13 protein-coding genes and 1 CRISPR repeat array are annotated in these 14,253 nt (G+C 51.2%); of the genes, 7 read left to right on the top strand and 6 right to left on the bottom strand.

Features of this window, described 5'->3' with window-relative positions; translation table 11 throughout:
• Positions 1-4: 4 nt before the first annotated feature.
• From SRB521_RS14515 to SRB521_RS14525, 3 genes are read right to left on the bottom strand one after another with little or no spacing between them, the layout of a single operon-like run.
• Positions 5-766, bottom strand: a complete 762-nt coding sequence (locus SRB521_RS14515; protein ID WP_116722338.1) for a 4Fe-4S binding protein — start codon at positions 764-766, stop codon at positions 5-7.
• A 15-nt stretch (positions 767-781) separates the two neighbouring features.
• Positions 782-1,624, bottom strand: coding sequence for a nitroreductase family protein (locus SRB521_RS14520; protein ID WP_116722337.1), 843 nt, complete (start codon positions 1,622-1,624; stop codon positions 782-784).
• Between the two features lie 16 nt (positions 1,625-1,640).
• Positions 1,641-2,642 carry an NADP-dependent oxidoreductase gene (locus SRB521_RS14525; RefSeq protein ID WP_116722336.1) on the bottom strand — a complete coding sequence of 334 codons (1,002 nt, stop codon included), beginning with the start codon at positions 2,640-2,642 and terminating at the stop codon, positions 1,641-1,643.
• Between the two features lie 182 nt (positions 2,643-2,824).
• Here SRB521_RS14525 and SRB521_RS14530 point away from each other — a divergent pair, with 182 nt between their 5' ends.
• Complete coding sequence (locus tag SRB521_RS14530) at positions 2,825-3,271, top strand: Rrf2 family transcriptional regulator (RefSeq protein ID WP_116722335.1); 447 nt, start codon at positions 2,825-2,827, stop codon at positions 3,269-3,271.
• A 48-nt stretch (positions 3,272-3,319) separates the two neighbouring features.
• On the opposite strand, the gene SRB521_RS14535 is transcribed toward SRB521_RS14530, so the two are convergent.
• Both SRB521_RS14535 and SRB521_RS14540 read right to left on the bottom strand, forming a co-directional pair.
• Entirely contained in the window at positions 3,320-4,510 is a 1,191-nt protein-coding gene (locus SRB521_RS14535; RefSeq protein ID WP_116722334.1) for a hypothetical protein, read from the bottom strand.
• Between the two features lie 35 nt (positions 4,511-4,545).
• Positions 4,546-5,661, bottom strand: a complete 1,116-nt coding sequence (locus tag SRB521_RS14540; protein ID WP_116722333.1) for a DUF6076 domain-containing protein — start codon at positions 5,659-5,661, stop codon at positions 4,546-4,548.
• Between the two features lie 173 nt (positions 5,662-5,834).
• Here SRB521_RS14540 and SRB521_RS14545 point away from each other — a divergent pair, with 173 nt between their 5' ends.
• The 6 genes from SRB521_RS14545 (at position 5,835) to SRB521_RS14570 (ending at position 12,000) form a co-directional block, all read left to right on the top strand.
• Positions 5,835-6,449 (top strand): CHC2 zinc finger domain-containing protein, encoded by a 615-nt coding sequence (locus tag SRB521_RS14545; RefSeq protein WP_116722332.1) that lies wholly within the window; start codon positions 5,835-5,837, stop codon positions 6,447-6,449.
• Positions 6,424-7,719 carry a DNA primase family protein gene (locus tag SRB521_RS14550; RefSeq protein ID WP_116722331.1) on the top strand — a complete coding sequence of 432 codons (1,296 nt, stop codon included), beginning with the start codon at positions 6,424-6,426 and terminating at the stop codon, positions 7,717-7,719. Before SRB521_RS14545 ends, SRB521_RS14550 begins: the two co-directional genes overlap by 26 nt.
• Positions 7,720-8,141: 422 nt before the next feature.
• Positions 8,142-8,363 carry an LLM class flavin-dependent oxidoreductase gene (locus tag SRB521_RS14555; RefSeq protein ID WP_116722330.1) on the top strand — a complete coding sequence of 74 codons (222 nt, stop codon included), beginning with the start codon at positions 8,142-8,144 and terminating at the stop codon, positions 8,361-8,363.
• A 336-nt stretch (positions 8,364-8,699) separates the two neighbouring features.
• Positions 8,700-9,965: a plasmid recombination protein gene (locus tag SRB521_RS14560; RefSeq protein ID WP_116722329.1), complete on the top strand. Its 1,266-nt coding sequence runs from the start codon at positions 8,700-8,702 to the stop codon at positions 9,963-9,965.
• A gap of 17 nt (positions 9,966-9,982) precedes the next feature.
• Positions 9,983-10,252 carry a hypothetical protein gene (locus tag SRB521_RS14565; protein WP_116722328.1) on the top strand — a complete coding sequence of 90 codons (270 nt, stop codon included), beginning with the start codon at positions 9,983-9,985 and terminating at the stop codon, positions 10,250-10,252.
• A complete protein-coding gene (locus SRB521_RS14570) occupies positions 10,249-12,000 on the top strand; it encodes a recombinase family protein (RefSeq protein WP_116722327.1) in 1,752 nt (583 codons plus the stop codon). Before SRB521_RS14565 ends, SRB521_RS14570 begins: the two co-directional genes overlap by 4 nt.
• A 345-nt stretch (positions 12,001-12,345) precedes the next feature.
• Positions 12,346-13,791: a CRISPR direct-repeat array (repeat unit 33 nt; unit sequence ATTTCAATCCACGCCCCCCGTGTGGGGGGCGAC).
• 170 nt (positions 13,792-13,961) lie between these two features.
• Here the strand turns inward: SRB521_RS14570 and cas2 are convergent.
• Positions 13,962-14,252 carry a CRISPR-associated endonuclease Cas2 gene (gene cas2, locus SRB521_RS14575; RefSeq protein WP_075704671.1) on the bottom strand — a complete coding sequence of 97 codons (291 nt, stop codon included), beginning with the start codon at positions 14,250-14,252 and terminating at the stop codon, positions 13,962-13,964.
• Between the last annotated feature and the right edge of the window lies 1 nt (position 14,253).

Genomic DNA, 14,253 nt, shown 5'->3' on the forward strand with positions numbered 1-14,253 from the left:
AACATCAAAGGAACAGCTCGCATTCTTTCCGCTCAGAGCAAACCTTCTTCAGCATCAGGCTGGCCGCACAGAGCATGACAGGATTGATCTTGCGAGCACCCTGCGGACATACAGCGATACAACGCATACAGGAGATGCACGCCTTCTCATCCACTTTCTTCGGATCTTTCTTGTCGATGGCCTGCACAGGACACTCTGCTGCACAGACGCCACAGTTGGTGCACTCCTTTGTTGCTTTGGGCACCATACCAGCTCCTCCAGCTTTCTTATAAGGACGATTACCGGGAATCGCAGGTTCTGAAGTGTCTGCCGCAGAAAGCTTATGCTGAATCTGTTTGGCAAAATCGGAAAGCTGTGTTGCGTCCTGTGCATCAGGCCGACCGGCGGCAAACTGACGGGCGATGGAATGTTCCGCAATGGCGGCAACTGCCGCAATCACCTGAAAACCAGCCTGCTTTGCGGTATCCTCCAATTCTACCAACGTATCCTCATAGGCACGGTTGCCATAGACACAAACCAGAACGGCTCGGGCACCGTTGCCATGTACCATGCCCAGCCGCTCTACTGCTACAGTGGGAACACGACCACCATAGGACGGCACGGAAATGACTGCTACATCCTCTTTTGTCAGTAAAGCGGCTTTAAAATCCTGCTTGCTGTCGCTCAGATCAACGGTGGTTACATCCCCCTCCAGTGCATCGGTTAAATAGTCGGCCACCTTTTTTGTTCCGCCCGTGGGACTGAACACGATGTCATAAAGTTTCATCAGAATACCCTCCTTTTACTCGGCAATACGCCAGGAAATCATGTAATGTATGTTCTCAGGAAGTTTTTCATCTTCCTGGGCCATCTGTTCAAAGGCTCCAGTCAGCCCCAGCTCCAAAGCTGTCTGATGGAAATGGGACAGAGCAATGCCCAGATCCACCTGTTTGATGGTTTCCTCTCCTTTGGAAAGTTCGGGTTTATAATCCGCATAAAAGTGATAGGCGTTTTCGGTTTTACGCACCCGCCAAGGCTGGGCATTTTTTGCCGAGGGAGCCAACCGCACCATTTCCAGCGGCTGGGCATAGGCTCCGGCCGTATCCTTGGTAAGCGGAGTGCGAAAATCCGCCTGATAGAATAGCTCTTTCCACTCTTTTCGGGAAGAAGATTTCATGGTGGAGCGCATCAGATTTTCCGTCAGGCTGCGTTTGGCTGCGGGATAGCCCACCGGTGAAATCGCCGGAAACAGTTCGTCCTTTGGAATTTTCATGGCAGAAGCAAAGCTGTCCCGATTGAAGGTCGCTGCCAACCACACCGTACCCAGTCCCATATGAGTGGCTGACAGAATCAGATTTTCAAATTCATATCCGGCCGCCAGGGGTGCCAGCTTTGTATCCGGGATGGAGATTCCCAAGAAAGTGCTTGCTCCCTTGATGACGCCGTAGGTTCCCAGCTTTTCCCCATCTGCATTCAGTTTCTGATCAATGATGTATGTATGAACAGGAACATCAAAGGGATTATCCAGCTGTTTCATACACATAAGCAGGGCTTCTCGATCTTGGGGCAGCAAGGGCTTACTCTTATAAGTGCGAACACTGTGCCGTTTTTGAACGGTTTCTACAACAGGAATGGACAATTTCATTGTATTTCACCCTCTCTCACAGCTGAATCATAACTTTACCGTTGAGCTGACCCTTAGCCACAAGCTGTAATGCCTCATTGGCCTGATCCAGAGAAAAAATACGAGAATCGACGGCAGGCTTGACCTGTTGCTTCTCCACGATCTCGGTGATTTTTTGCAGCTGTGCCCCATTGGAACGGACAAACACAAACCGATATTCTTTGCCCTGCTTTTGTGCAGCCTTGTCTAATTTACTGCCCGCCAAGGTGAACAGCTGTTTTTTCAGGCCGCCGAACTGATGCCGCAGGGCAAAAGTTTTATTGGGTCCAGTTCGCAGGCTCACCAACCGCCCGCCCTTTTTCAGCACCGCTAATTCATGTTCAAATTCAGCAGGACCCAGGGTATCGATCACATGGTCCATATCAGACAACACTTCCCAATAGTTTTCTGTCTTGTAGTCGAGATACCGGTCAACTCCCATGGCAAGAAACTGCTCTTTCGCCCGTGCGTTGCCTGTCACAATCACTCTCAGTCCCAGCGCCTTGGCGATAGGAACCGCCATCTGACCGAAACTGCCCGAGCCGCCGGGAATCAGAATCGTTTGACCAGGCTTTGCTTCCAGCTCTTCCACGATAGCCTGATAGGCCGTCAAACCGGTCAGCGGGATAGCTGCGGCAGTATTGAAATCATACCCCTCCGGCATTTTGGCAACGGCATCCTGCTCGACCGCCACATATTCTGCGAAAGCACCGATTTTTCCAATCGGCAGGCGGGTGTAGACTCGGTCTCCGTTTTTGAATCCCTCAACCTTGCTGCCTACCTGCTCCACAATACCGGAGCATTCATTGCCCAGTGTCAGTGGCATCGGATAATCCTGAATCAGTTTTACGCTTCCTGTCAGGATCAGCAGTTCCACCGGATTAACTGCCGCAGCCTTTACCTGAATCAGTACTTCAGAATCTGAAATCTGAGGCTTCGGGATGTCGCTCAGGGTCGTATAGATTTCTTTTGAGTAGTTTTTGATTTGAACCGCTTTCATATAAGACCTCTCTGCATGAATTTTGTTTTTATAGAATCTCTCTTGCTTTTTTTCGCAAGAACCGATAAAATGTTAGATGTAATAAATCAAATTACATCTTCTTTAGTTTAGCACTTGTTAGATGTAAAGTTAATAATTACATCAATGATAACGTGTTTGTTTTGAAAGGATATAGAGTATCTATGCAGATCAGTATAAAATGTTCCGTTGCGGTTCACTGCCTGATTTTTATCCATGAAGCGAAAGGTATTGCAAAAGTGACCAGCAATCTTTTGGCTGAAAGTACAGGGAGCAATCCCGTTGTAATCCGCAACATCCTCAGCGCCCTGAAAAAGGCAGGGCTTATTACGGTGCCCCGTGGGACCGGCGGTGCAGAATTGTGCGCCGACCCATCCCAAATCACCTTATACCAAATCTATTCTGCACTGGAGCCAGATGGCGTGACCTCCATCATCGGAATTCATCCCTGTGATGGCCGCCCTTGTCCGGTTGCACAAAATATTCGCAAAGTACTGGAGCCGCCGTATCATAAAATTGAAGATGCCGTTAGGAATGCGATGGAAGAAATTACGCTACAATCCATGATTGATGATTTTCATGGCATAGTTCAGCAAAGCTCTACCACCTAAAGGAGCTTACAATAAAAAACAGCCATGGCAAATACCATAGCTGTTCTATCATTGAATGATAACTGTACTATTATGCGAAAATGAGATGCTATTGGGACTTAACAGGCACTGAATAATTTGCTTTGCAAACTGCTGGCTGATTGTCGTATCCCACTCCGCCAACCGGATGATCTCCGCTGTTCCGGACTCAAAATCAAACGAAATCTCACCCCATTCGCCATCGTTGTCCACCTGATACAGGTAGACAGCGGTGGCGATTTTCTTTTTGCGCTTGGTCTGGGATTTTCGTTTCAGCCGGATCATGTGAAGCACCCCGGCTTCTGTCAGCAAACAGGCCAAATGCTCCACGGCTTTGCGGTAGGCCCGTTCTGCGCCGCTGGCCGTGCTACCCTCAAAGAGAACCGCCAGTTCTTCAAAGGTCTTTCGGGTGCTGATGGGGCTGACCCGCCCACAGGTCATACAGATAGCGTTGCGTTTTTCCAAAAGGGTCTGCTCCCGGTAATTCAGCTTTTCAAACGCTTCTCGGACAGCTTCAGCCCGGATACCGTTCCAGAGAATCTCCGCATAGTCCCAGTGGTTATCTCGGCTGACATCCTCGCCGGTTTCTTCGCTGTCCTCGTCCTGTACGGTCTGGTAAAACGGAACACGGCTTCGGTTTTGCTTGGCTAACGCCAAAAACTTCGCTGCGGTTTCACCTGAGCAGTTATGTTTCTGGGCATATTTCTGGATTGCCGCCTGTTCAGAGTGCCCGGATTGATTATAGAGCCAAGCAATCCCGCGCACAGCTTTGTACTCATCCACATTTTCAAAGGAACCGGCCTCCTCCTGCATCCGGCAGGTCAAAAGGGTGTTCCCGATAAAATGATGGGCATAGGTCAGAAAATCTGCCCCTTGTGCGGGATCGTATTCCCGGAGACAATCCAGCATGGTAAGTACACAGCCCATTTTATAGTCCAAAAAGCGTTCTGGGTCATAGCGATCCAGCCCCTCCCGCAGCAGGAAACGGCGAATACGACCATCGAGCCGGTTCTCATAGTGGTGCAGGAAAAAGGAAAACCAGCACAGTTCTCGGCTCTGCACAGCCTTAATAATATAATCATTCAGATTTTCATGGACAGGCGGTTCCGGGTCAAGCTGAAAGATGCGTTCCACTTCCCACATAGTCAATCCCTTGGGTTCAGCCAGAAAGCCATACTTGACACAGTAACCGGGCAACTCCCATGTCCACGTTGCATCCATTTCCCCTCACCACCTTTCTGATGATGTTTCACTGCTTATTTCTTTTGTATGGCCTTCAAAAGTGCATCCTGGGTCATTTCCTGCTCATAGGCTGTGCTGGCATAACGATGATCTGAAAGCGCACGGAGCATCTTATCTTTTGCCAGTTTTTTCATAGCTGCTGCCGTTTCGTCATCCAGTTTTCCACGGTGCTTGCTTTGTACGATGGTGTTCATCCGCCGGTTATAAATGGCCTTGATGGGATGATCGTCGGCAAGCTCCCGCTGCTCCCGGCCCCTTAGATTGCCAATTTGCCGACACGTCCGTCCACGCTGGTCGCCGGGGGCCAGACCGCCGCAGTATTTGGTATGCCGTGCGTCAATGGTAAGAAACCATCTGCCGCAGATGGGGCATTTCTTGGGCGCATGGCCCACACAAAGTCCCTCAAACAAATCGGAACGGAACATCCCCACAAAGGAGACATAGTGCATCCGCTTGACCAGCTGAGGCTCCGTCTTTCCGGGCCGAATAGCGGCTACATACTGTACCGAAGCATTGGTCAGGGTCATCCAGGCCGGGTTATCCAACGATAAAGTTGGCTCTCCTTTGAAGAACTGTCCGAACATTGCCGCATAACCGTCCGGGGTACGGTCATAGTCTGGCTCATTCAACCGCTCCGCAAGTTTTGTCAAGGCTTCCTTGTATTGCCCCAGAGAATAACTCAAATGCCCCAGCACCTGCGCTATTCGGACGAGCATTGTTGCCTTGACATGCTGACCAGTCAAAGCACAGATTAGCTGCTCCTGCTGAGTGAGCTGTAAATAAGCTTTGGTGTCCTCCATATATTCTTCGGAAAAGATGGCTGCAAGTTTTTGCTCGAAATAGCTTCGATTCAGGCGGGAGAACGGTGGTGTGGCCTGCAAAAAGGAGATGATCTCGCCAGCGGCCTGCTGTACCTGCGGCAGAAGCTCCATATCCAAAGAACCGGTGTTCATCCCCTGAAGCAGCTGGTTCAGCACATTGCAGGGAGTATCCAGCTTTTCAATGGTACTGTCCGGGATGTTCAGCACCTCGCAGCCAATGGTTCCTGTGGGCATGGTACACCCCTCATAGGTCACGGTGTCCTGCCAAAAATCCAGAGATAAAACCGCATGGTTGATGATTTGATCCATTTTCTCCCTCCTGTCATGTTTTTCTATTTTCATAATAGCACACAACAAAGACCTTGTCATGTTTTTTGAAAACGGCTTGTCATGCCATTAGCCTGTTTTTTTCGTTTTTCCCCATAACCTATACAGAGGGGTGAGAAAACTGCCCCATCAAAAAGGAAATGGAGGAAATCTGTATGAATCTGTTTGAAGTGGTGAAAGCCAGTATCAACACACAGGAAGCAGCGCAGGCGTATGGAATCGATGTCAACCACTATGGCATGGCACTGTGTCCGTTCCATAATGACCGTCACCCCAGCTTGTATGTATCGGATGACCACTACCACTGTTTCGCCTGCGGAGAACACGGGGATGTAATCGACCTAACCGCCAAACTGTTTGACCTTCGGCTGTATGATGCGGCCCAAAAACTGGCGTCGGACTTTCACCTTGCGCCGGACAAGCCCTTGCCGGAAGCCATTCGCCGGAAAATGAAATACAAAACCAAAGCACAGCAGCTTCGTGAGAACGAGCAGCTGTGCTTTTCTGTTTTGAACGAGTATCGGAGGTGGCTTCTGGATTGGGAAAAACGGTATGCGCCGCAAGCGCCGGAAGATGTGTTGGACGAGCGGTTTGTGGAAGCCTGCCACCGGCTGCCCTGGGCAGAGTATCAGCTGGACATCCTGCTGCAAGGCGATTCCTATGAACGAGGCGAAGTCGTGAGTGAACTAACGGCAGGCGGATTTATCCGCAAATTACAGACCTGCCTGAGAGAGGAGCGATACCATGAACAACCCTGTATGGATCGATGATAAGGGGAAAATCGTCGAGCCGGATTATTGCCGGGACTTCCTCGCCCGGTATCCCATGCGCTGCATCAATGAACGCTTTTATACTGTGGATGGACCGTTGCCGGATGAGAGCAAATTGAAGCGGACGATTTATGAGGAAATCTCGCCCTGGCTTCATGCCAAGGTCGCACAGACGGTGGAGCAGGTGATCAAGGCGTTGAAGCTGGCGGCATACGCAGACCCTTTGCCCCTGCAATGTGACCGCATCCATGTTGCGAACGGCACTTATTTTCTGGACGGTACATTTACAGAGGAAAAAGAGTATTGCGGCAACCGCCTATCGGTGTCTTATCGGGCAGATGCTCCTGTACCGCAACACTGGCTACGTTTTCTTTCGGAACTGTTGGAGCCGGAGGATATTCCCGCTTTGCAAGAGTATCTGGGCTACTGCCTGATTCCCTCTACCAAGGGACAGAAGATGCTCATGCTGATCGGCAAGGGCGGCGAAGGCAAAAGCCGCATCGGTGTGGTGATGAACGCCATTTTCGGGCTCAACATGAACACCACTTCTATCCAGAAGGTAGAAAACAACCGTTTCGCCAGAGCCGATCTGGAGGGCAAGCTGCTGATGATTGACGATGATCTGGATATGAATGCCTTGACCAAGACCAACTATGTAAAATCAATCGTGACAGCAGAACTGCGGATGGATTTGGAAAGGAAGAAAGAACAGAGCTATCAAGGACAGCTTTATGTACGCTTCCTCTGCTTCGGCAACGGGGCATTGACTGCGCTTCACGACCGCAGCGACGGTTTCTTTCGCCGCCAAATCATTCTGACCACCAAGGACAAGCCTGCGGATCGGTTCGATGACCCGTTTCTTGCCGAGAAACTGATTGCCGAAAAAGAGGGGATCTTTCTCTGGATGCTGGAGGGACTGCGGCGGTTGATCGCTAATCACTATCACTTTACCATTAGCCAGAGAGCCAAGGACAATATCTCTTCCGCTGTTCGGGATGCCAATAACATTCTGGACTTTCTCGATTCTGAGGGTTATGTGGCATTCAAGGCCGATTATGAATCCAGCACCAAAAATCTGTACGCAGCCTATAAGCGGTGGTGTGAGGACAACGCAGAAAACCCACTGTCCCCAAAGAGCTTTGCAAACCAGCTTAGCCAGAACGCAGAACGCTACCATTTGGAACCAGTCAGCAATCTACACATCGGCGGCGGAAAACGGTGCCGGGGGTATATGGGCATTTATGTTCTGCTCTCGCCTATGGAGTTGTAATGAAACTTCAAAACCTTCTGTTCGTGCGTTCATGCGTTCCTGATCGGGTGCAGCCTGTGAAACGAAGGAACGCACGAACGCAAAAAATCGAAGTTCAGTTTATATTTGATAATCCGGCTGGGCGTTAAAATTGGCAATGCTCAGTCAATGGTTGTGCAAACAGTGAAAAACACTACTATAAGCAGAACATAAATCATCATTCGGTGATTTACAGAATGGTGATGGTGGTATACGGCAAGGTGGCTATTTACACGGTTTCGCTTGCAAGCCCACCTAACGGTAAAGTCGATGGGGTGCTGTTGCGGACAGTTCTTCATGGACATAGTCCTGAGCGTTTTTTTGAATATTATCTGTGTTTGTCGAGTCGTGCAGTGAGTATGCTCCACGGTAAACCGACTTTACGAAAGAATGAGGTGTTTTCTATGAAATCCAATTTGAGAAATGAAATCAAGTCGTACATCGTGCGTTCAGGCAACACGATGCAGGAAGTCGTTGACCGGCTTTCCGAGGATTATGGCTGGAGTGACAGCGTTTCCAACCTGTCCAACAAGCTCCAGAGAGAGTCTCTGCGGTATGTGGAGGCGGTACAGCTTGCTGACGCCCTTGGTTATGACCTTGTATGGCAGAAGCGGAGGGACAAATGATGCCTGCCGTTCCTATTCTCCGTATCTCTCGTCCCCATGGCAATACCGCAGTATTGCTATGGACGGGCGGCGAAAACATTCGATTTTTCGCTGCTGCCGGATGGCTGATGTTTCGCAAAACATCGGCTGTCCGGGCTGAACAACAGGAAACGATGCAGACGGTTTCCGGGCAGTTCAGCAGTGGTCATCGCAATGACCGCAATTCTCCCTCGGAGAGCCCACGGCACTTTGCAGCCCTCTGGGATGAAAGTGTCATAGTGGGTTATTACACTTCCCGCAGGAAGTGCATCCCCGTCCCCAAGCCGTCTGCCACGCAACAGAAAGGAGCTGATTTCCATGGCCAGAAACGACGGAATCGACCGCACCTTTGCCCGTAACCAGGACTTGCCCACCCTTGATGATGTGGCGAAGGTTCAGGAGCATAACGAACGAGAAAAGGAGAGCTACTCCAACCAGGATATTGATACCACCCAGACCTACCGGAATATCCACTTCAAAGCCCCCACCGACAGCTATGCCGCCATGTTCGATCAGATGATTACCGATGGCGCTATCTCCACCCGTGGCCTGAAAGCTGATGCGGTGAAATACGGGGAGCTGATTTTCGATGTGAACTCCGCTTACTTCCACAATCACGGCGGCTATGAATACGCCAAGCAATTTTACACCGACGCATATAAAGCTGCCGTAGAGATCGTGGGCGGTGAGCAATATATTCTCTCCGCTGTTATGCACGCCGATGAACGCAACCGGGCTATGTCGGAAGCTCTGGGGCAGGATGTGTACCACTACCACCTTCATGTGGTCTATGTCCCGGTGGTGGAAAAACAGATTCTCTGGTCGAAGCGGTGCAAGGATAAGTCCCTTGTGGGCACGGTCAAGGAGACCATTATGCAGGTCAGCCGGAGCAAAAAGTGGGAATCCAAAGTTGCTCTGGATGAGCAGGGCAATCCGCTTCTGACCTCCAAAGGCAAGAAAGTCCTGCGGACATCGTACAGTGTCCTGCAAGACGATTTCTTCAACTATATGAAAGCTGCCGGATATACCGATGTGGAGCGTGGAGAGCGTGGCAGCACCGAGGAACATCTGACTGTGACCCAGTTCAAGGTGGCACAGGAGCAACAGCGGCTGGAAGCTGTGACTGCTCAAATCACTCAGTCAGAGCAGGCGCTGGACACCGCACAGGCAGCCGTTGAGAAAAAACAGAAGGAGCTGCAATCCCTGCAAAAGCAGACCCAAGAACAGCGTACTGCCGCCCTGACTGTGCAGGAAATCCGCTCCATGGGGAAAAAGACGATCACCGGCAACATCACTCTGACCCCATCCGAGTGCAGCACGCTCAAGGATTATGCGGTCAATGGAATTCTTGCCAAGGCGGAAAACAGCCGCTTGGTAGAAAAGCTGCAACAAGCGCAAAAGAGCGCCGCTGTCTGGAAACAGCGATATGAATCGCTGAAAGAACAGGCACGGCCCTATCTGGAAGCTGTCAAGCTCGCACCCGAAAAGGTGCGGGCTTTTCTTGACGCCATTCTGACCCGGACCCGGCAAACAAAGCAACACAATCAACCTGTCCGCCGTAAATCGCAAGATATGGAACTTTAATTGATGGAGGAAACTGCATGAGAAAACACGAAGATTTTATGAACGAACCCGACTATGGCTATATCGACATTGAATCTTGCTTTGACCCAATTTTTGAGCCGCCGATTGATTTTCTGGAAGAATGCCGGAAACGCTGGGAAAACCGGATGAATCCGTTCACTGGTACGGTGGAACGGAAAATTGGGAATACCTGGTATCTGCTGGAGACTGTATGTGACGGAAATGAGCCGCTTACCCACAAGGTAAAACGGCTCATTTTCTCGGATAAGGAGGCGCTTTGTTCATGACACAGACTCAAATTCATGCTACAATATCACCATGCACACCGATTCTGTCAGCTGACCCAACCGTAAAGGAGGACGTTATGTTGGATCAGCAGAAAATTACCATCCTGTACTGCCGCCTCAGCAATGAGGATGCATTGGATGGAGAATCAAATTCGATACAGAATCAAAAAGAGTTTTTAACTCGGTACGCAGCCGAACATGGCTACACCAACCTGAAAATTCTGGTGGACGATGGATATACGGGAACTAACTTCGACCGCCCTGGCGTACAGGAGGGCTTTGCACTGGTTAAGCAGGGGCTTGTCGGTTGCTGGCTGGTCAAGGATCTCAGCAGGTTTGGCCGAGATTACCTGACCGTTGGGCAGTACACGGACATCATTTTCCCCAGCTACGATGTACGCTTTATCGCCGTCAACGATGGTGTGGACAGTGAACGGGGCGACAGCGACGGCTTTGCCGCTATCCGTAATTTGTTCAACGAATGGTATCCCCGGGACACCAGTAAGAAAGTTCGGGTCGTATTCCGTCAGAAAGGCACCAGCGGAAAGCATCTGGGAAAACCGCCCTATGGCTATCGCACCGATCCCGCCGATAAAGACCATTGGATCATTGACGAGGATGCCGCCCCAGTAGTCAAGCGCATCTTTGACTTGGCCATTGACGGCAAGGGGCCGGAACAGATTGCCCGTATACTGGAGCAGGATCAGGTGTTGACTACCAAGGCGCTGTATGCCAAACAGTCGGAAAACCATCCTGACCCCAAAAAACGGAAGAAGATGCCGGAGCGTCCTTACCATTGGATTGGTCAATCGGTTGCGGGTATTCTGGAACGGATGGAGTACACCGGCTGTACCTGCAATTTCAAGACCTATTCCAAGTCCTACAAGCTGAAGAAGCGGATTCCCAATGCCATCGAAGATATGTGTATCTTCCCTGACACGCAGGAAGCTATCGTCTCTCAGGCTCAGTGGGACAGAGTGCAGGAGCTGCGAAAAAACAAACGCCGTCCCACAAAAGCCCAGCGGCAGGGATTATTCTCCGGGCTTCTGTTCTGTCCTGATTGCGGGAATAAGCTGCACTTTGCTACCTGCAAGAGCTTTGACGGTAAGCAAGACCACTATGTATGCTCCAGCTACAAAAGCGGTCGAGGCACCTGTTCTGCCCACTATATCCGGGAAGATGTACTGCGGGAATTGGTGTTGGAGCGCATTCAGGCGGTCAATGCCTATATCCGGCAGGACGTGGAGAGTTTTCAGGAGGAGTGGCTGCAATGCCGCCGCTCCGATCAGGAACGCAACATCCGTGAAGATCGGAAGCGAGTGGAGCAGGCCAAGAAGCGGCTGGCTGACTTGGATGTTCTTCTGTCCCGACTCTATGAGGATTTTGTCCTGGGCGATCTGAGCAAGGAGCGGTACAAGAAAATGACCGCCGATTACGAGGCAGAACAGGAACGGTTAAAACTCGAAATTGAAGTGACGGAAGAATGGCTGGAAACGCAGGAAACCATGAGTGCAGATGTAGATGCCTTTGTCGCTCTGACCCAGAAGTATGTGGATGTGCCGGAATTAACACCTACGATAGCCAATGAGTATATCAAGAAGATTGAGGTGTTTGCGCCGGACAAATCCAGTGGCAAGCGGGTACAGAAGGTAAAAATCTATTTCAACTTCGTGGATGACGTAGAGATTCCTGTGATTTCCGAGCCTGTTGTTGCAAAATCTACCCTTGGACGCAGAAAAACGGCGTGACCATTGCGGTCACACCGTTCTCTGCCCCTCGCAAAGCTAAATAGTACCTTATCACTATTAAGCCTTGCGGCTCCAGGGATTTTTCTGGTGGAGACAGCAGAACTCGAAGAGGGCATGGTATGTTCCTACGGGTGTTTGGCTGTCTCTGGTAATACCCAATAAAACCGCTGTGGCACAAGGAGTTCCGGGTTTCATGCGGAATAAAATCTCAAAAACCATTGGGCCTGTTGGATATTCATTTTTTATCGTTCTGTTAGAAATTTGTTAGAAGTAGGATAGGATGCTGTTACGAAAGATTCATTGGATTTTTTAGCGGTTTTATCCATATGTGAGCGACTGTATAAAGTGGAGATTCACGCCCCCCGTGTGGGGGGCGACCCGCCTGGGAAACACGGCCATGAATGCCGGACTATTTCAATCCACGCCCCCCGTGTGGGGGGCGACTTACGGAATGTCGCAAGCATCCATTGACGGCATGATTTCAATCCACGCCCCCCGTGTGGGGGGCGACGGACACCGGCAATATCTCCTGCGCCGACCTCGTTATTTCAATCCACGCCCCCCGTGTGGGGGGCGACAAAATCTTGCCAGCATCAGATGCGGTGACATATGATTTCAATCCACGCCCCCCGTGTGGGGGGCGACATCCACTACAGTTCAGGGTGGCGGTTTCAGTGGTCATTTCAATCCACGCCCCCCGTGTGGGGGGCGACATGATCCGGCACAGCTCGGTCAATACCTGCTCCAATTTCAATCCACGCCCCCCGTGTGGGGGGCGACCCGCAGCTCGTCGGCGTTGTAGCCGCCCCATAGATTTCAATCCACGCCCCCCGTGTGGGGGGCGACGTGGTCGTCCTAGTCAACGGAGATAGCGCTACCGTATTTCAATCCACGCCCCCCGTGTGGGGGGCGACGCATCACAACCAAAAAACGGCTCTGGAGATGGCCATTTCAATCCACGCCCCCCGTGTGGGGGGCGACCCTGGGGTAGATGGCATAGGCGGTCAGGTAGGAAATATTTCAATCCACGCCCCCCGTGTGGGGGGCGACCGACCATGAGCGGCGGGCAGGGACAGGCTTTCGCCATTTCAATCCACGCCCCCCGTGTGGGGGGCGACCAAGGCTTTTTCTCCTTTTCTACACACCCTGACATTTCAATCCACGCCCCCCGTGTGGGGGGCGACACACCATGGTCTGGATGGCGGCGGCGCCCTGGGTCATTTCAATCCACGCCCCCCGTGTGGGGGGCGACTTTTCGACTTCTCCAGCAACTTTGTGCCACTTGTATTTCAATCCACGCCCCCCGTGTGGGGGGCGACGGTTTTTGCGCCATGGGCTATCACCTCCAGACAAAAATTTCAATCCACGCCCCCCGTGTGGGGGGCGACGTAATGACAAGCGCCTGGACGCGGACGAGCGGCATTTCAATCCACGCCCCCCGTGTGGGGGGCGACTGTCGCAGGTAATGTAAGCGTCCTTGTACCCTTTGATTTCAATCCACGCCCCCCGTGTGGGGGGCGACTGACGATGTTGTAAAAGACACAGAGGTTTCTGATATTTCAATCCACGCCCCCCGTGTGGGGGGCGACGTCCTTCCGGGAGGGCATCGAGAAGTTCCGGGGTATTTCAATCCACGCCCCCCGTGTGGGGGGCGACGGACAACTATACCCGTCCTTTGGGGTTCATTTCCAAATTTCAATCCACGCCCCCCGTGTGGGGGGCGACGTGATGCTCCGGTCAGACAGGCCGAACAGCGCTATTTCAATCCACGCCCCCCGTGTGGGGGGCGACAGCAAAAACAGCTAAAAATTCAAGCTGTTCGCGCGAAAAATAGACAATTCTTACAAATATCCTCTCCTAACTCTTATCCGATTTTGAAAAATAAGGTTGCCTCCTTACAGATAATACTGCAAAATCTGGTGCGAGACCTCGGTGATTTTCTGCGCGTTTACGTTTCGCACCTAAAGCATCAATACATCTTCTGGGTTGTAGGATGCCTTTACTCCAAAATGCTCGATCTTGTTTTCATAGCGGTTTCCCAAGTAATAAAAACGAAGACTGTCCTTTTCCGGGTCCATGATCTTACACAGCTTTGCCTGTAACATGCGGTACTGGGCCGCATCCAGCAGACATTCAAAGACAGAGTTCTGCACCCGCTGTCCGTAGTTGACGCACTGCTTCGCGATTTGCCGCAGACGTTTGCGGCCAGCGGCGTCCTCGGTGTTCACATCATAGGTGATTAAAACCAGCATA

Origin of the sequence: Intestinimonas butyriciproducens (genome assembly GCF_004154955.1) — a bacterium.
GTDB classification, from domain to species: Bacteria; Bacillota; Clostridia; order Oscillospirales; family Oscillospiraceae; genus Intestinimonas; species Intestinimonas butyriciproducens.